Source organism: Allorhizobium paknamense, from assembly GCF_030815125.1.
Lineage (GTDB): Bacteria > Pseudomonadota > Alphaproteobacteria > Rhizobiales > Rhizobiaceae > Allorhizobium > Allorhizobium paknamense.
This window is the reverse complement of the sequence record NZ_JAUSWH010000020.1, coordinates 18,512-36,777: the sequence shown is the minus strand read 5'-3', so window position 1 is coordinate 36,777 and position 18,266 is coordinate 18,512. Positions and strand designations below refer to the sequence as shown.

At 57.1% G+C, this 18,266-nt stretch carries 16 protein-coding genes; 10 read left to right on the top strand and 6 right to left on the bottom strand.

Annotated features, from left to right (window positions below; all coding sequences use genetic code 11):
• Positions 1 to 84 precede the first annotated feature (84 nt).
• Positions 85 to 612, top strand: a complete 528-nt coding sequence (locus QO005_RS21425) for an FxsA family protein (protein WP_307160052.1) — start codon at positions 85 to 87, stop codon at positions 610 to 612.
• 75 nt (positions 613 to 687) lie between these two features.
• On the top strand, positions 688 to 1,152 hold the full coding sequence (secB, locus tag QO005_RS21420) for a protein-export chaperone SecB (RefSeq protein ID WP_307160051.1): 465 nt from the start codon (positions 688 to 690) through the stop codon (positions 1,150 to 1,152).
• Positions 1,153 to 1,336: 184 nt separating this feature from the next.
• On the opposite strand, the gene dnaQ is transcribed toward secB, so the two are convergent.
• The 5 genes from dnaQ to QO005_RS21395 form a co-directional block, all read right to left on the bottom strand.
• On the bottom strand, positions 1,337 to 2,050 hold the full coding sequence (gene dnaQ / locus QO005_RS21415) for a DNA polymerase III subunit epsilon (protein WP_307160050.1): 714 nt from the start codon (positions 2,048 to 2,050) through the stop codon (positions 1,337 to 1,339).
• 2 nt (positions 2,051 to 2,052) lie between these two features.
• Entirely contained in the window at positions 2,053 to 2,643 is a 591-nt protein-coding gene (gene coaE, locus QO005_RS21410) for a dephospho-CoA kinase (protein WP_307160049.1), read from the bottom strand.
• Entirely contained in the window at positions 2,640 to 3,500 is an 861-nt protein-coding gene (locus tag QO005_RS21405) for a shikimate dehydrogenase (RefSeq protein WP_307160048.1), read from the bottom strand. Before QO005_RS21405 ends, coaE begins: the two co-directional genes overlap by 4 nt.
• Positions 3,493 to 4,092 carry a Maf family protein gene (locus QO005_RS21400; RefSeq protein WP_307160047.1) on the bottom strand — a complete coding sequence of 200 codons (600 nt, stop codon included), beginning with the start codon at positions 4,090 to 4,092 and terminating at the stop codon, positions 3,493 to 3,495. The genes QO005_RS21405 and QO005_RS21400 overlap by 8 nt, the downstream gene beginning before the upstream one ends.
• Before the next feature lie 89 nt (positions 4,093 to 4,181).
• Complete coding sequence (locus QO005_RS21395; RefSeq protein WP_307160046.1) at positions 4,182 to 5,003, bottom strand: pyruvate, water dikinase regulatory protein; 822 nt, start codon at positions 5,001 to 5,003, stop codon at positions 4,182 to 4,184.
• A gap of 402 nt (positions 5,004 to 5,405) precedes the next feature.
• On the opposite strand from QO005_RS21395, the gene hemE reads away from it, so the two are divergent.
• The 8 genes from hemE (at position 5,406) to QO005_RS21355 (ending at position 14,386) form a co-directional block, all read left to right on the top strand.
• A complete protein-coding gene (gene hemE, locus QO005_RS21390; RefSeq protein ID WP_307160045.1) occupies positions 5,406 to 6,443 on the top strand; it encodes a uroporphyrinogen decarboxylase in 1,038 nt (345 codons plus the stop codon).
• A complete protein-coding gene (gene hemJ, locus QO005_RS21385) occupies positions 6,440 to 6,979 on the top strand; it encodes a protoporphyrinogen oxidase HemJ (RefSeq protein WP_307160044.1) in 540 nt (179 codons plus the stop codon). The genes hemE and hemJ overlap by 4 nt, the downstream gene beginning before the upstream one ends.
• A 292-nt stretch (positions 6,980 to 7,271) precedes the next feature.
• Positions 7,272 to 8,537 (top strand): transcription termination factor Rho, encoded by a 1,266-nt coding sequence (rho, locus tag QO005_RS21380; protein WP_307160043.1) that lies wholly within the window; start codon positions 7,272 to 7,274, stop codon positions 8,535 to 8,537.
• A gap of 133 nt (positions 8,538 to 8,670) precedes the next feature.
• Positions 8,671 to 9,984 carry a tRNA uridine-5-carboxymethylaminomethyl(34) synthesis GTPase MnmE gene (gene mnmE / locus QO005_RS21375; RefSeq protein WP_370878132.1) on the top strand — a complete coding sequence of 438 codons (1,314 nt, stop codon included), beginning with the start codon at positions 8,671 to 8,673 and terminating at the stop codon, positions 9,982 to 9,984.
• 42 nt (positions 9,985 to 10,026) lie between these two features.
• A complete protein-coding gene (gene mnmG, locus QO005_RS21370; protein WP_307160041.1) occupies positions 10,027 to 11,895 on the top strand; it encodes a tRNA uridine-5-carboxymethylaminomethyl(34) synthesis enzyme MnmG in 1,869 nt (622 codons plus the stop codon).
• The gene (gene rsmG / locus QO005_RS21365) at positions 11,885 to 12,535 is read left to right on the top strand and encodes a 16S rRNA (guanine(527)-N(7))-methyltransferase RsmG (RefSeq protein ID WP_307160040.1); all 651 of its coding nucleotides are present in this window, start codon (positions 11,885 to 11,887) and stop codon (positions 12,533 to 12,535) included. Before mnmG ends, rsmG begins: the two co-directional genes overlap by 11 nt.
• Positions 12,536 to 12,552: 17 nt before the next feature.
• On the top strand, positions 12,553 to 13,347 hold the full coding sequence (locus QO005_RS21360) for a ParA family protein (protein WP_307160039.1): 795 nt from the start codon (positions 12,553 to 12,555) through the stop codon (positions 13,345 to 13,347).
• A gap of 163 nt (positions 13,348 to 13,510) precedes the next feature.
• Positions 13,511 to 14,386: a ParB/RepB/Spo0J family partition protein gene (locus QO005_RS21355; RefSeq protein ID WP_307160038.1), complete on the top strand. Its 876-nt coding sequence runs from the start codon at positions 13,511 to 13,513 to the stop codon at positions 14,384 to 14,386.
• Between the two features lie 365 nt (positions 14,387 to 14,751).
• Here QO005_RS21355 and pyc read toward each other — a convergent pair whose 3' ends face one another.
• Entirely contained in the window at positions 14,752 to 18,216 is a 3,465-nt protein-coding gene (gene pyc, locus QO005_RS21350) for a pyruvate carboxylase (RefSeq protein ID WP_307160037.1), read from the bottom strand.
• Positions 18,217 to 18,266: the final 50 nt, after the last annotated feature.

The window sequence follows — 18,266 nt, the reverse complement described above, 5'->3', positions numbered from 1 at the left end:
AATCATAATCGATTTAAGGCTAAAATTATGCGGCAGAGGTAAAGAACTACGGCGCACCTCAACCAGCGAATATTAGGAGATATTATGCGTTTGCCGGCTGTTTTCCTGCTCTTCCTGCCCCTCGCGGAGATCGCGGGTTTCGTGCTGGTCGGGCAATGGCTGGGTCTTCTGCCCACGCTGGCGCTGGTGATCGGTTCGACCGTGCTGGGCTTTTCCGTGCTGAAACACCACGGGGTCAGCCTTGCACAAAAGTTGAAACGCAATCGCGCGCAAAGCCCGGAGGATACCGCGCGCGCCGCGCTGGATGGGACCGCCCAGGTCTTTGGCGGGCTTCTCTTGATCTTTCCCGGCTTCATCACCGATCTCATCGGCCTGATGCTGCTGATCCCTTTCGTGCGCTCCTGGCTCTGGGACAGGCTGAAGCCGCGCATCGTCACCATGCGAAGCGGCAGCGGGTTTCGCTATGGGGGCGAAGCCGGTCCGCAAGGCCGGGACCATCCCTCCCGGAGCCCCGATGGCCCGGGTCCGGTCATCGACCTCGACAGCAGCGACTACACCCGCAAGGAGGGCAACTCATCCTCTCCCTGGATACGCCGCCCGCCCGAGCCCTGAGACCGTCGGCAAGGGTTGTAGGGGGGACCTCAAAATGCTAGATGGCCCTGACCAAATCAGCCTTGAGGAAGCCCAATGGCCAATGAAAACAGCAATGGGGCGAGCCCGTCCCTGAATATCCTTGCTCAGTACATCAAGGATCTTTCCTTCGAAAATCCGGGTGCGCCGCGCTCCCTCCAGGCCCGTGACAAGGCTCCGGCGATCAATATCAACGTCAATGTCAACGCCAATGCCCTGTCGGAAACCGATTTCGACGTGGTTCTGTCCTTGAGCGCAGAAGCCCGCGATGACGACAAGATCGTCTTCGCCACCGAACTGGTCTATGGCGGCGTCTTCCGCGTCACGGGCTTTCCGCAGGAACACATGCTGCCGGTTCTCTTCATTGAGTGCCCGCGCCTGCTCTTCCCCTTTGCCCGTCAGATCATTGCCGATGCCACCCGCAATGGCGGCTTCCCGCCGCTGATGATCGACCCGATCGATTTTGCCCAGATGTTTGCCCAGCGCGTAGCCGAAGAACAGGCCCGTTCGCCAGCGAACTGATCACCGGCATCAGACTATAAAAAAGGGCGGTCATCGCAGGATGCCGCCCTTTCTTTTTTCCTGATGCATTTGAGATATTCGAAATCTCTTCAAGGCGAGGATGCGTTAGCATCTTCGATGCCTTGGTATTAGAGTGTTACAGCGTCTTTTGTGCGTTTGATAAAACGCACGGCGCTGTATGACTTCATTCGCCGCCGGAGCCTGTATAGGCGTTCCAGAGCGCCTTGCCGCCAAGCCGCTGCACCAGCGCCGCGTGGCGCGCCTTTTCTTCCTCCGTCAGCCGGGATGGCAGGGGACGCGGGCGTTCGGCGATCACCACCGCCACATCATCCCGCTGTTCGCGCCGCGCCGTGGTCTGACCAGACTGTTCCAGGCCAAAGGTTGCCTGGCGGCCGCCCAGCATCTCGATATAGACTTCCGCCAGCAATTCGGAGTCGAGAAGGGCACCGTGCTTGGTGCGGTGGGAATTGTCGATCCCGTAACGGCGGCAAAGCGCGTCAAGCGTGTTTGGCCCCATCGGATGTTTGCGGCGCGCCAGAGAGAGCGTATCGATGACGTTTTCGTTCGGGATAGGCGGACGCCCCAACCGCGCCAGTTCCGCATTGATGAAGCCCATATCGAAGGTGGCATTATGCGCCACCCATTTCGCCCCTTCGAAAAAGGCCAGAATCTCATCAACCAGTTCTTCGAAGCGCGGCTTGTCCTTCAAAAACTCGTCGGTAATGCCGTGCACCGCCAAGGCATCGGGGTGAACGGTCTTGTCGCCCGGATTGATATAGAAGTGAATGCTGCGGCCCGTCGGAAAATGATTGAGCAGTTCCACGCCACCAATTTCGATGACGCGATCGGACTTGTTTTCAAGACCTGTGGTTTCCGTATCGAAGATGATTTCGCGCATGGTCAGTCCGGCTCCTTCAGCAGACGGGCAATCACCCCCCTCACCTGCTCCCTTGCATACTCCAAACCCTGGCCGGTATCGATGATGAAATCCGCTCGTGCCCGCTTTTCAGCATCGGGCATCTGTCGCGCCAGCACCATGGCCAGTTTTTCCTCCGTCCAGCCGGGCCGTGCCAGCACCCTTTGCCGCTGCTGCTCCGGAGAGCAGGTCACCACAGCCACCTTGTCCAGCCGCTTTTCTCCGCCGCTTTCATAGAGCAGCGGAATGTCCAGCAGGACCAGCGGCGTGCCTCGCTCCTCGCAAGTCTTCAAAAAGGCCGTTTCACGCGCCCGCACCAGCGGATGCACCACGGCTTCCAGTGCTTTCAAGGCATCGGGATCCTTCGCCAATCGACTCGACAAAACCTGACGGTCAATCACCCCGCCGACGACCGCTTCCGGAAACAGAGCGCCAACAGGCACCACCGCTTCCTTTCGGTAAAGATCATGCACCGTGGCATCGGCATCGTGCACCGGCACCCCCTGCTCCGCGAACATACGGGCGGTGGTGGATTTCCCCATTCCGATGGAGCCGGTCAAACCGAGCGTGATCACCCATGCGCCTCCAGATCGGCCTCGATCAATTGCCGCAGGTCCGGGGTGATGACAGGGCGGCGCCCGAACCATTTTTCAAAACCGGGAACCGCCTGATGCAGCAGCATGCCGAGGCCATCCACGGTTGCCAGGCCCGCTTGCTCCGCCTGCCGCAGCATCTCGGTCCTCAATGGTACATAAACGATATCGGTCACCACAGCATGAGAGGGGAACCTGTCCCACGCGATGGCGGGAAAAGGCTCGCCCTTCATTCCGAGCGAGGTGGTGTTGATGAAGAGGTCACAGCCTTCCAACACCTCCTGCAAGGCGGCCATGCCATGGGCAGAAACGGTTTCGCCAAATCGATCCGCCAATTCCTGTGCCCGTTCCACCGTACGGTTGACGATGCGGATATCCTTGATACCCCGGTCCCGCACCGCCTGGATGATGGCCCGGCTGGCCCCGCCCGCCCCTAGAACCACCGCTGTCGAAGCACGATCCCATCCCGGCTGCTGCTGATCCAGATTGGCGGCGAAGCCGTAGCTGTCGGTGTTCGTGGCCAGAATGCGCCCATCCTCCCGCCACAGCGTATTGGCCGCGCCAATTTCCCGCGCAATCTCATCGACGTGATCGGCAAGATGCGCGGCTGCTTCCTTGTGCGGGATGGTGACATTGCCACCTCGGTAGCCGGATTCTCCATTCCGCAACTGCGCCATAAAGGCCGGAAAATTCTCAGGCTTTATCTCGACGGTCTCATAAGCACCTGCAATTCCGTAGGCTTTCAGCCAATAGCCATGGATGAGCGGCGACCGGGAATGCTTGATCGGATAGCCGGCAACAAAAGCCTGTGCCGAAAATGTTTCACGTGAATCAGTCATGGATCAGTCCCAAGCTGCGAAGCTTAGCCAACATGGGCAGAAGCGGCACGCCAACAATGGTAAAGTAGTCACCTTCGATGGCCGAAAAGAGTTGGATGCCCAATCCCTCGATCTGATAGGCGCCGACGCTTTTGAGCACCCTGTCTCCGGCACGGTCCAGATAATCATCCAGCCATGCTTCGCTGAAAGACCGCACGGTGAGCCGCGCCTTGCTGACATGTTCCCAGATAACCGCGCCATCGCGCACAAAGGCAAGGGCGCTGTTCAACTCGTGGGTCTGCCCCCGCAGCGATAGCAATTGATCCCGCGCCGCCGCCCTGTTGGCAGGCTTATGATAGAGACGTGCGCCAAGGCTCATGGTCTGGTCACCGCCGATGATGAGGGCTTCCGGCCTGTCACGACTGACGGACAAGGCTTTTTCCCGGCCCAGCAGCAAGGCAAGCGCATCCGGCAAAAGCCCCTGGTGTTCCGCCCGACCTTCCACCTCACGCTCGTCGATAGCCGGTGCAACACTATCGAAAATGAGCCCGGCATTGCTGAGAAGCTGCTTTCGAAAGGGACTGGTGGAGGCGAGAACAAGCGGGGCAGTCATGATACGATCCTAGTTGGTAGGCGCGGGCATGAAGCGGCAGAAACCGTATACATTAAGTTGTATTTTTCTTCATCACACACCTAAATCCCCTAACGCAGCTTCTGTCGCAGCGCAACGATGGCTGCTGCCGTTTCCTCGATAGACCGTCGCGTGACATCGATCAGTGGCCAGTTATGACGGGCACAGAGCATGCGGGCGTATTTCAGCTCTTCAACGATACTGGCACGATCGGTATAATCACCGGGATCAAATCCCTGTCCATGACCCAGTTCGCGATGGCCGCGCACCTGTGAGATCCGGTCCGAAGTGGCAATCAGTCCAACAATCAGCGGCTTTGTTGCCGCCAGCAGTGCAGATGGCAAGGGCACACCGGGAACAATCGGTATATTCGCAGCCTTTATGCCGCGATTGGCAAGATAGATGCAGGTGGGGGTTTTTGACGTGCGGCTAATCCCAACCAGAACCACATCCGCCCGATCGTAATCATCCGCCATCTGGCCGTCATCATGATCCATCGCGTAATTCAAGGCTTCGATGCGGGCAAAATATTCGGCATTCATTCGATATTGCGCACCGACGCGCCGGCGCGCCAGAGGGCCAAGATAGGTTTGAAACGTCCCGATGACCGGTTCGAGAACATTGACGCTTGGAACCCCCAACCGGGCACAGCCTTCATCGATGATAGCGGCAAGGTCCTGATCGACGACCGTATAAAGAACGATGCCGGGCTCGCGATCGATGGCCTCCAGCACAGAGGCCATCTGACGCTTGTTACGGATCAGCGGATAGACATGTTCTATAGGGCTGGAGTGGGAAAATTGCACGGCTGCGGCCCGCCCGGCCGAGATCAGCGTTTCTCCGGTCGAGTCCGAAATCAAATGCAGATGGAAGAAGTTTTTTCGGTTCTCCACGCTATCCTGATCCGCCTGTTGAAAAGCTGGGACAGGGGGAGCTAGCGGCAGAGGCGGGTCTTTGACAAGGGGAAAGACCCCGTTTTTTCCACAGAAGTAACCTAACGGGAAAGGGATTCCTTAACCCTGTGGATAGCGCAAAGAGCTGGAAGCATTCTGAACACGATCCTGCTTTTATCCACAGTTTGCCCTACGTCCTGAAAATGCCATGCCATTGAGACAGAAGCTTTTTTCGCATTGATTCACAGAATGGTCGATCTTTCCCGATTCCGGTCCCTTCATTCATCCGGAAACCCTGTGACTGGGTTCGATGTGTGGATTGGCATTAAGCCTTGCTACTCACAGAGTCTTAGAAATAGAAAAAGAAGATTCTCTTTTCTTTTATAATTTGAAAGGGTCCTCATGACCGTCGTGCCGCGTTCCATTCTGAGAGTGCTGAAGGGAGAAACCATGTCCCCTCCGCCCCTGTGGCTGATGCGTCAGGCAGGACGGTATCTTCCGGAATATCGGGAGACACGCGCCAAGGCGGGGAGCTTTCTCGATCTCTGTTACAATCCGGATCTCGCCACGGAAGTCACCTTGCAGCCGATCCGGCGCTATGGTTTCGATGCGGCCATTCTTTTCTCCGATATCCTTGTCATTCCGGATGCCTTGAAGCGGAATGTCACCTTCACCGAAGGGCATGGCCCGCAAATGACCCCGATTGCGGTTGAAGAGATCAAGGCGCTCGAAGCCTTGCCGATTTTCCCGCATCTCGATCCGGTGATCGAGGCAGTTCGGCGTATCCGGTCAGGTCTTCCTTCGGAAACCACCCTTCTCGGCTTCTGCGGTGCACCCTGGACCGTTGCGACTTACATGATCGCCGGACATGGCACGCCGGACCAGGCGCCAGCCCGGCTCTTTGCCTATCGCCATCGTCAGGAATTTCTGACCCTTCTCGACATTCTGGCCGATCTCTCGGCCGACTATCTTTCGGCACAGATCGAGGCAGGCGCGGATGCGGTGCAGATCTTCGATTCCTGGGCTGGTGTTCTCGGAGAAGAGGATTTTGAAGATTTCTGTGTTCGTCCCATGCGTCGCATCATCAACGCCCTGAAACGCCGCCATCCGGAAACGCCGATCATTGCCTTCGCCAAGGGAGCGGGCACTCTGCTCAAGGATTATCGCCGCAAGACCGGCGCGGATGCGATAGGGCTCGACTGGACCGTGCCTCTGTCCTTCGCTCGCGATCTGCAGAAGGAAGGCCCGGTTCAGGGTAATCTCGATCCCATGCGCGTCGTCGCCGGCGGCGAGGCCCTGACAGAGGGGATTGACCGTATTCTCGATGCCTTGGCCCACGGACCCCTGATCTTCAACCTTGGCCATGGAATTACGCCTCAGGCCAAGCCCGAGACGGTCACGGAACTGGTGGCACGCGTGCGTGGCGGAGCTCCTCGATGAACAGCCCCCAATCCGGTCGTACCGAAGGAAAAAAGGCCGCACGGCGGGCAGCCATTGCGCTGGTGCTGTTTGCGCTGGCGGGATTGTTTTTCTACAGCGCTACGGCAGAGCAATCCTATCTCTGGCTGAAAGCCCTGCATGTCATCGCCATCATTTCCTGGATGGCGGGGCTTCTCTACATGCCGCGGCTGTTCATCTACCATTTCGACGCCCCGAAGGGGTCTGTGCAGGCTGAAACCTTCGCTGTGATGGAACGGCGCCTCATCAACGTGATCATGCGTCCGGCCATGGCGCTTTCCTGGATTCTCGGCCTCTACCTTGCCTGGTCGGTCTTTGGTTTTCAGGGCGGCTGGCTGCATGCAAAGATCGCTGCGGTGATTTGCCTCACCGGGGTCAACGAATATTTCGGGGTGACCGCAAAGGCTTTTGCCCGAGGCGATTATCGTAAAACCCCCGGTTACTGGCGGGCTTTCAATGAAGTGCCAACCGTGCTGATGATCGTGATCGTTATTCTGGTCATCGTGAAGCCCTTCTGATCCTTTATTTTCACAAGGGTACGAATCATATGCCTGCTCCTTACCCTTACGGGGACAAGCGGAAATCCTTGAAAATCCCGGGATTTTCGCGCTTGCTTGCTTCAAATTTGCCCGATTTTTGTTGGAATGTCCTATAATTCGGCAATGCCTCTTGCGAAAACGGAGGCGCGTCGTTATTTTCCACGCATCCTATCTCTCGCGGCGTGTCTCTTATTGTCCTGTCGGTTCTGCCGAAAGTACCGAACTGCGGCCCGCGCTCTTCCCGAACATCTATCCAACTGTGGTCCCCTTCATGGCTGAAATGAAGCTTCAAGAACTTAAGAGCAAATCGCCTACGGATTTGCTCACCTTTGCCGAATCGCTCGAGGTCGAAAACGCCAGCACCATGCGCAAGCAAGAGCTGATGTTTGCGATCCTGAAGATGCTGGCCAGCCAGGACATCGAGATTATCGGGGAAGGTGTGGTTGAAGTGTTGCAGGACGGTTTCGGCTTCCTGCGCTCGGCCAATGCCAACTATCTGCCCGGCCCGGACGATATTTATATCTCGCCTTCGCAGATCCGCCGCTTCTCCCTGAAGACGGGTGATACGGTGGAAGGTCCGATCCGTGGACCGAAGGAAGGTGAGCGCTATTTCGCGCTCCTCAAGGTCAACACGATCAATTTCGAGGATCCCGAAAAGATCCGGCACAAGGTGCATTTCGATAACCTGACGCCGCTTTACCCGAATGAGCGCTTCAAGATGGAACTGGAGGTTCCGACCTCCAAGGATCTGTCGCCCCGGGTGATCGATCTCGTCGCCCCTCTCGGCAAGGGCCAGCGCGCCTTGATCGTGGCGCCGCCGCGGACGGGTAAGACCGTTCTGCTGCAGAACATCGCCCATTCCATCACCGCCAATCATCCGGAATGCTATCTCATCGTTCTGCTGATTGACGAGCGTCCGGAAGAAGTCACCGATATGCAGCGCTCGGTGCGCGGTGAAGTGGTTTCCTCCACTTTCGACGAGCCTGCCGTCCGCCACGTTCAGGTCGCGGAAATGGTGATCGAAAAAGCCAAGCGGCTTGTCGAACATGGGCGTGACGTGGTCATCCTGCTCGATTCCATCACCCGCCTCGGTCGTGCCTATAACACCGTCGTTCCCTCTTCGGGGAAGGTCTTGACCGGTGGTGTCGATGCCAACGCCCTGCAGCGTCCGAAGCGTTTCTTCGGGGCCGCGCGTAACATCGAGGAAGGCGGTTCGTTGACGATCATCGCCACGGCTCTGATCGATACCGGCAGCCGTATGGACGAAGTGATCTTTGAAGAATTCAAGGGCACGGGTAACTCTGAAATCGTCCTCGATCGTAAGGTCGCTGACAAGCGCATCTTCCCGGCTATGGATATTCTCAAGTCCGGGACTCGTAAGGAAGACTTGCTGGTGCCGCGTCAGGACTTGCAGAAGATTTTCGTTCTTCGCCGGATTCTCGCCCCGATGGGCACCACGGATGCCATCGAGTTCCTGATCGACAAATTGAAGCAGACGAAGAACAATGGCGACTTCTTCGAATCTATGAACACCTGACCAATTCTTCGCCGGATTCACGTCTTTTGGCCTTCGGTCTCAGATCGGAGGCCAAATGCATTTATGAGATAATCGTGCCAAGCATGGTTGATGGTGTGGCGGGGCATTTTAACGCAGAGGTTTTGCCGGAATGATAGCCAGGGATACGATCTTTGCCCTGTCCTCGGGCGCGTTGCCTTCGGGGATCGCGGTGATCCGCTTTTCCGGTCCTCACACTCGAGCCCTGCTGGAGACGTTGGCAGGCGGTGTGCCTGAACCGCGGAAGGCTTCCTTTAGATCGATTCGCACCCGTGACGGTCTGTTGCTGGATCAGGGGCTTGTTCTGTTTTTCCCGGCTCCCAATTCCTTCACCGGTGAGGATAGCGGAGAATGGCAGGTACATGGCAGCCGCGCTGTGGTGGCAGCCTGTCTTGCTGAACTTGCCCTGCATCCCGGGTGTCGTTTGGCTGAGGCCGGGGAATTTTCCCGTCGTGCCTTTGAAAATGGCCGTCTGGATTTGCTGGAAGTGGAAGGTCTTGCCGATCTGCTGACAGCCGAAACGGAGATGCAGCGGCGGCAGGCCTTGGCACAGGCGGAAGGGAAGGCGACGGCAGTCTATGCGGCCTGGCGGGAAAAGCTCATCCACTGCCGTGCAATGATCGAAGCAGAATTGGATTTTGCCGATGAGGACGATATTCCAGGCTCCGTTTCCGAACGTATCTGGCCCGAACTCAAGGCGCTACACACCGCATTGCTCCAGGCGATTGCCGGGGAAAAGCGCGGCGAAATTATACGCGGCGGTTTTCATGTGGTGATTGCCGGTGCCCCCAATGCCGGGAAATCGAGCCTGATGAATGGTCTCGTAGGCCGTGACGTAGCCATCGTCACCCATTACGCAGGCACCACGCGGGATATCCTGCAGGCGGATCTGGATCTTGAAGGTTATGTGGTTCGGCTGTATGACACCGCCGGCATTCGCGATACCGATGAAGTGGTGGAGCAGGAAGGTATCCGCCGCGCATTGGCGAAGCTGGAGCAGGCGGATCTTGTGTTATGTCTTGAGGATGTGACAGGCCAAGCTGAAGACATCTCTCTGCCCGAAGGGGTTGATGTCTTGCGGATTGGAACCAAACGGGATGCGATGTCCGGTAGTGCTGCGCGGTCCTATGATATGCTGGTGGATACCCGAGATGAGACGGACATTCTGCATGTCAAACAGGCCATTTTGAATTCGGTTCGAGACCGTTTCAGTGGTGCGATGGACGTGGTTCCCAGCCGTCTTCGACATGTCGAGCAGTTGAGAGCCGCGGCGGATTGGGTGCAGGCAAGCTTGGCAGATGATTTGGGGCTTGAGGTCAGGGCTGATTTTCTGCGGAGCGCCTCAGATGCGCTGGCAAGGTTGATTGGTCGAGTCGATACCGAAACATTATTGGGGAAGATTTTCTCCGAGTTTTGCGTGGGAAAATGATTCACGTGAAACATTGCCAGCCGCGAAGGCAAAGAGGCAGAGATGGTAGAGAGTGGATTTGATGTCATTGTCATTGGCGGTGGCCATGCAGGCGCTGAAGCAGCGGCTGCGTCTGCGCGCCTGGGCGCAAGAACAGCGCTTGTGACGCATCGGCGCGACACGATTGGCGTGATGTCCTGTAATCCTGCCATCGGCGGTTTGGGCAAAGGTCATCTGGTTCGGGAAGTGGATGCACTTGGTGGGTTGATGGGTGTGTGTGCGGATGCCGCCGGTATTCAATTTCGCCTTCTCAATCGCAAGAAAGGTCCAGCTGTGCGTGGCCCCCGCACCCAGGCAGATCGCAAGCTGTATAAAGCTGCTGTACAGGATCAGCTGGAAGCTCTGGAAAATCTCACCATCATTGAAGGCGATGCTTTTGACCTTGATGTCAAGAACGGGCGCGTCGAAGCTGTGATCCTGGCGAATGGGCAACGTTTGCCGACCGGTGCGGTGGTGTTGACGACAGGAACCTTTCTGCGCGGGCTCATTCATATCGGTCAAAAAAAGATCCCCGCCGGGCGAGTGGGAGAGGCGCCTTCTCTCGGTTTGAGCGCGACCCTCGGAAAACTGGGCTTAAGGTTAGGGCGTCTGAAGACGGGGACGCCGGCCCGTCTCGATGGTCGGACAATCAACTGGTCGATCCTGGAAATGCAGGCGGCGGATGAAGATCCTGTCCCCTTTTCCTTTATGACAGACGGTATCCAAAATCCGCAGATCGAGTGCGGAATCACCAGGACCACGGATGCGACGCATCAGATCATCCGCGACTCGATTCATTTGTCGGCTATGTATTCCGGCCAGATTGAAGGAGTAGGCCCGCGTTATTGCCCCTCTATCGAGGACAAGATCATGCGTTTTGGCGATCGGGATGGACATCAGGTGTTTCTGGAGCCTGAGGGCCTGGATGATCACACCATCTATCCAAATGGAATTTCGACATCTCTGCCGGAAGATGTTCAGGAAGCTTTTATGCGCACCCTGCCCGGCCTGGAGCGGGTATCCATTCTTCAGCATGCCTATGCGATAGAATATGATCATGTCGATCCGCGTGAGCTGACGCCCGGTCTTGAACTGAAATGCCTCTCGGGTCTTTATCTTGCCGGTCAGATCAATGGCACCACCGGGTATGAAGAAGCTGCTGCCCAGGGGCTCGTTGCAGGATTGAACGCTGCCCGAAGGGCAGCTGGTCAGGAGCCGGTCACTTTTAGCCGTGCCGATTCCTATATTGGGGTGATGATCGATGACCTGACGAGCCGGGGTGTGGCAGAACCTTACCGCATGTTCACCTCACGGGCGGAGTTCCGATTGTCGCTTCGTGTAGACAATGCAGATATGCGTCTGACCCCTCTCGGAATGGAACTGGGGCTGGTCGGTGCAGACCGCGCTGCGAAATTCAGCGCTTTCCGCCAGGATTTCGATGAAGCTCTACACACGCTGGATGCGCGGCAGGTGACGCCTCAGGAAGCGGCAAAATTTGGCATCACCGTCAATCAGGATGGGCGGCGGCGCAGCGGGGCGGAACTCCTCGCCTACCCGGGAATGACTCTCCAGAAGCTACTGCCTGTTTGGCCGGAACTGGCAGAGCTTGGTCCGAAGCTGCAAGAGGCATTGGAAATTCATGCGTCCTATGCGGTCTATATGGATCGGCAAAATGCCGAGATTGCCCAGACCAAACGTGAGGAAGATCGCGCCATTCCGGCAGATTTCGATTTTACGATCTTGTCCGGATTATCCAACGAACTGAAGCAGAAGCTCTCAAAAATCCGTCCTGCCAATCTTTTACAGGCGGCACGTATTGATGGAATGACACCGGCGGCACTCTCTTTGCTTGTTGTCTATTTGAACAAGGACAAGCTGAGCCATGCCGTCTGATAGTCTGTCCCTGGCCCAGTTCAATAAACTGGCCGGTCTCAATGTTTCACGTGAAACCTTTGATCGGCTACAACGGTTTGTCGAGCTGTTTCAGAAATGGTCGAAGGTGATCAATCTCGCCGCGCCTTCCACGTTGGATCAGATCTGGCATCGTCATGTCATCGATAGTGCGCAGCTTTTTAAATTCGCCAAGCCCGATCAACATTGGGTGGACCTGGGCAGCGGCGGGGGATTTCCCGGAGTGATCACGGCCATTCTTCTGGCCGAGGCTGGCGGTGGCTGGGTAGATCTGGTCGAAAGCAATCAGAAAAAAGCAAGTTTCCTTCGGAATGCGCTTCTTGAAACAGGAGGGCTCGGCCGGGTTCATCCCATCCGAATCGAGGAAGCTCCCAGTGCTCTCAAACACTGCGACGTCCTCTCGGCACGAGCGCTTGCCGATCTGGATAAGCTCTTCGACTATGGTTATCCGTGGGTCGAGTCTGGCGAAAAAGTTAAATTTCTTCTGCATAAAGGCCGGGATTACGAGTCTGAGGTTCAGAAAGCGCGTGGTCGCTGGGCCTTTGATCTGGTAATACATTCCAGCGTGCTTGAGGCTGACTCGGTGATTTTGGAGATCGAAGGCCTTGCACGCATCCGTTAGAGATGTCGGGTGTTACGATGGCCATCGAGAAAAACCGGATTATTACCATCGCCAATCAAAAAGGCGGTGTCGGGAAAACCACCACCGCCATTAATTTGGCGACGGCGCTTGCAGCGATCGGCGAGCGCGTGCTCATTGTGGATCTTGATCCGCAGGGTAATGCCAGCACCGGTCTGGGGATCGAGCGACGCAGCCGTAAACTTTCCTCTTATGATCTTCTGGTTGGGAGTCATGGCATTGCTGAGACTGTGCTTGAAACTGCCGTCCCCAATCTCTCCATTATTCCCTCGACACTTGATCTTCTTGGCCTGGAGATGGAGATTTCCCAGCAGGCTGACCGCGTTTTCCGTCTGAAGAAGGCGCTCGCCTCTGCTGAAGGTCTCGCTTATTCCTATGTGCTGGTGGATTGCCCACCCTCTTTCAATCTCCTGACGATGAACGCCATGGCGGCTGCTCATTCCGTTCTGGTGCCTTTGCAGTGCGAATTTTTTGCGCTTGAGGGATTGAGCCAGTTGCTGGAAACCATCAACCAGGTTCGACGCAGCGTGAATCCCACCTTGGATATTCAAGGCATCGTCCTGACCATGTTCGATTCCCGCAACAATCTGGCGCAGCAGGTTGTCAGTGACGTGCGCACCCATTTGGGAGAGAAGGTCTATCACACCCTCATTCCCCGGAATGTACGGGTGTCAGAGGCTCCGTCTTATGGAAAGCCGGCTATACTTTACGATTTGAAGTGTGCGGGAAGTCAGGCCTATCTTCAGCTTGCTTCGGAAGTGATTCAGCGGGAACGGCAAAGGAAAGCCGCTTAATCCCGCTTCAGGAAAGATCTGATTTTCAGAGTGGTTCCAGGAAAAGTGGACTCCGGTTTTCCGTCCGGAGACACTGTAGAAAACAGCATTCTCTGTTTCAGATGGTTATGCCGATCCCTATAGTCCGCATGATGCTGCGACAGAGTGGTGTAGAGGACATATCATGAGCGACGATATCTCGAAACGCCGTTTGGGTCGCGGTCTTGCTGCGCTGATCGGTGAAATGGATCAACCCCTTCCCGTCGGGGCTGAAGAGAAGCCTTCCGTTTCGGCCGACAAGATGGTGCCGATCGAATTCGTTTCGCGCAATCCTCGAAATCCCCGTCGTTACTTCGACGAAACGGTCCTGCAGGAACTGGCAGGCTCCATTCGCCAGCACGGGATTGTTCAGCCCGTCGTGGTGCGAACGGTCGGCACGGATCGCTATGAAATTATCGCGGGTGAGCGGCGCTGGCGGGCTGCCCAACTTGCCGGGCTGATCGAAATTCCTGTTATCGTCCGGGATGTGGACGATCGCACTGCGCTGGAACTGGCGATCGTTGAAAACGTACAACGCGCCGATCTCAATCCGCTGGAAGAAGCGCTCGGTTATGATCAACTCATCGCGGATTACGGCTATACGCAGAACGATCTGGGTGAAATTATCGGCAAAAGCCGCAGCCATGTGGCAAACAGCCTTCGTCTGCTGAAATTGCCCGATCCGGTCCGGGATATGCTGGCGGATGGTTCGCTTTCCGCCGGCCATGCCCGCGCCCTTGTTTCAACCTCTGATCCGACCGGTTTGGCCAGACAGATCGTCTCAAAAGGCATGTCTGTCCGTGAGGCAGAACGGCTGGCGCAGAATGATATTCGTGGGCCGTCGCAACCCAAGACGCCAGCCTCCAAGGATTCCGATACCGTTGCGCTTGAACGCAGCCTGTCAGACAGGTTGGGGCTGGAAATCACCATCAATCACAAAGGTGGTGGCGGGCAGCTTCGCATCAATTACAAGACGCTGGAACAGCTGGAAGAAATCTGCCGTCTTCTCGAGGCTCGCTGATCCGCTGCTGCCGATCGGCATAACCCTGCCCTCATCCCCGGAACGCGGCACTCCCTTTATGTCTCGGTGAGACGTGGCTCGATAAAAAATGCGCGAAGAAGGTCTTTCTTCGCGCATTTGGTTGGTCCCGCATCGTTTTAGGGATTTGACTTGGAGCGTTTCCACGAAATGCTCCAAGCCTTTATTCGTAAAGCGGTTCCCGCCAGCAAACCGGCAGCCGTTTTTCTCAAGTCAACATATTATACCAAGGCTCGAAGATGCTAACGCATCCTCGCCTTGAAGAAATTTCGAATATCTCAACTGCGTCAGAGGCTTGAGATATTCGAAAAGGGAATACGAAGAGTCATTTTCAATGACACTTCGTATTACGCCTGAAATACGACGAGCAGATCCTTCGCATCGATCTGGTCGGAAGGTTTGACGAGCACTTCCGCCACCACGGCATCGCGGTCCGCATGCAGGGCTGTTTCCATCTTCATTGCCTCGATGGAAAGCAGAACATCTCCTGCCTTTACAGCCTGTCCTGGTGAGACGAAGACACGGCTGATGACGCCCGGCATTGGCGCACCAAGATGAGCTGCATTGCCACTTTCGGCCTTGCGGCGGACAGCAGCACCGGAAGCGCCATGGGCGCGGTCCGGCACCTTGATGCGGCGCGGTTGCCCGTTCAGTTCGAAAAACACTGTTACCATGCCCTGAGCATCCGGCGCGCTGGCGGCCTGATTGACGATAACAAGCGTCTTACCCTTCTCGATTTCGGCAAAGAGTTCCTCGCCATCTGCCATGCCGTAGAAATAGGCAGGGGTGGGAAGAACCGAAACCGGGCCATAGGTTTCGGAAGCCACGGCGAAATCCGTGAACACCTTCGGATACATCAGGTAGGAAGCGAATTCGAAATCGCTGACCGGCCGTTCCAGCTTCGTTTCAATGGTTTTGCGCTCGGCATCGAGATCGGCATCCTTCAGCAGCGAACCCGGGCGCACGGTATAAGCAGCGTCCCCCTTCAGCGCCTTCTTCTGCAGCGTTTCCGGCCAACCGCCCGGGGGCTGGCCCAGATCGCCGCGCAGCATCGAGACAACCGAATCCGGGAAGGCAATATCCTTCTCCGGATTCTCCACATCCTCCACCGTCAGGTCCTGTGCCACCATCATCAGCGCCATGTCGCCCACCACCTTGGAGGAGGGCGTGACTTTTACGATATCGCCGAACATGCGGTTGGCATCGGCATAGGCTTGAGCCACTTCGTGCCAACGGGTTTCGAGCCCGAGGGAGCGTGCCTGTTCCTTGAGGTTGGTGAACTGTCCCCCTGGCATCTCATGCAGATAGACTTCCGAGGCCGGACCCTTGAGGTCGCTTTCGAAAGCCGCATATTGTGCGCGCACGGCTTCCCAATAGAAGGAAATCCGACGAATCCATTCGGGATCGAGACCGGGGTCGCGTTCCGTGGCAGACAGCGCCTCGACGATGGAGCCAAGGCAGGGCTGCGAGGTATTGCCCGAGAAGGCATCCATGGCGGCATCGACAGCATCCACGCCTGCTTCCACGGCGGCGAGAATGGTGGCGGCGGCAATGCCGGAGGTGTCATGGGTGTGGAAATGGATCGGCAGATCCGTGGCCTCGCGCAATGCCTTGAACAGAACCTTGGCGGCGGCGGGCTTCAGCAGGCCTGCCATGTCCTTGACGGCGATGATGTGGGCGCCTGCCTTTTCCAGTTCGGCGGCCAGGGCGGCATAGTATTTCAGGTCATATTTGGGGCGGGCGCTGTTCAGCAAATCGCCGGTGTAGCAGATGGCTGCCTCGCAGAGCTTGTTTTCTTCCTGCACGGCATCCATGGAGACGCGCATGTTTTCCACCCAGTTCAGGCAGTCGAACACGCGGAACAGATCGATGCCGCCTTGGGCGGCCTGACGAACGAAATATTTCACCACATTGTCGGGGTAGTTGGTGTAGCCCACGCCGTTTGCGCCCCGCAGCAGCATTTGCAGCAGGATGTTCGGAGCCCCTTCCCGCACCAGCGCCAGCCGTTCCCACGGATCTTCCGTCAGGAAGCGCATGGAAACATCGAAGGTCGCTCCGCCCCAGCATTCCAGCGAGAAGAGATTGGGCAGTGCCTTGGCATAGATCGGGGCGATGCGGGCAATGTCATGGGTGCGCATGCGGGTGGCAAGCAGCGACTGATGCCCGTCCCGCATGGTGGTATCGGTCATCAGCACCCGGCTTTCGTTGCGCATCCACTGGGCGAAGCCCTTGGGACCGAGTTCATCCAGCTTCTGCTTGGTCCCGGCGGCTACCTCCGCCTCCTCGATATAAGGCAGAACCGGCTTGGCAGCCTTCTCGGAGGGCTTGGGACGTCCCTTCACCTCAGGGTGTCCATTGACGGATACATCCGCCAGATAAGTCAGCAGCTTTGTCGCGCGGTCCTGTCGCTTTACCTGGGCGAAGAGTTCCGGGGTCGTGTCGATGAAGCGGGTGGTATAGGTGTTGTTGCGGAAGCTCGGGTGGCCGATGATTGCCTCAAGGAAGGTGAGGTTGGTGGCCACGCCGCGGATGCGGAACTCGCGCAGCGCCCGGTCCATGCGGCTGATGGCTTCCTCCGGTGTACCGCCGGACGCGGTGACCTTGACCAGCAGCGGATCGTAATAGCGGGTGATGATCGCGCCGGTATAAGCGGTGCCGCCATCCAGGCGAATGCCGAAACCCGCCGCCGAGCGATAGGCGGTGATGCGGCCATAATCCGGAATGAAGTTATGTTCCGGATCTTCCGTGGTGATGCGGCATTGCAGGGCATGGCCATTGAGGCGAATGTTATCCTGAGCGGGAACGCCGGATTCCGGCGTGCCGATGGCTGCCCCTTCCAGGATGTGAATCTGCGCCTTGACGATATCGATGCCGGTCACGACTTCGGTAACGGTATGTTCCACCTGAATGCGCGGATTGACCTCGATAAAGTAGAATTTGCCGGTATCGGCATCCATCAGATATTCGACCGTGCCGGCACCGATGTAATGGGTGGCAGCGGCGATTTTCAGGGAATAGGCGGCCAGTTCCTGCCGCTGCGCTTCGGAGAGATAGGGGGCTGGCGCGCGCTCGACCACTTTCTGGTTCCGGCGCTGAATGGAGCAGTCACGCTCGAAGAGGTGCACGACATTGCCGTGGGTATCGCCCAGAATCTGGCTTTCGACGTGGCGGGCGCGCTCGACCAGTTTTTCGAGATAGACTTCATCCTTGCCGAAGGCGGCCTTGGCCTCGCGCTTGGCTTCGGTCACTTCGCGGATCAGATCCTTGGGGTCGCGAATGGCGCGCATGCCGCGCCCGCCGCCGCCCCAGGAGGCCTTCAGCATCACCGGATAGCCGATCTCTTCGGCCAGACGATGGATTTCCGCCTCGTCATCGGGAAGCGGATCGGTGGCTGGAACCACCGGTACGCCGACGGAAATGGCCAGGTTGCGCGCTGCGACCTTATTGCCCAGCTGGCGCATGGTGTCGGCGGTCGGACCGATAAAAATGATACCTGCATCGTTGCAGGCTTCGACAAATTCAGGACTTTCCGAGAGAAGCCCATAGCCCGGGTGAATGGCATCCGCACCGGAAAGCTTGGCAACGCGAATGATTTCCGGAATGGAGAGATAGCTTTCGATGGGGCCGAGATCGCGTTTGAGATGCGGCCCACGTCCGACCTGGTAACTTTCATCGGCCTTGAAGCGGTGAAGGGAAAGCTTGTCCTCTTCTGCCCAGACGGCGACCGTTTTGATCCCCAGTTCGTTGGCCGCGCGAAACACGCGAATGGCAATTTCGGACCGGTTGGCGACCAGGATTTTGGAAATGGGCACTGCGACCTCCTCATCAACAGCTATCATTTTGTGCACTGCAAGATGATCAA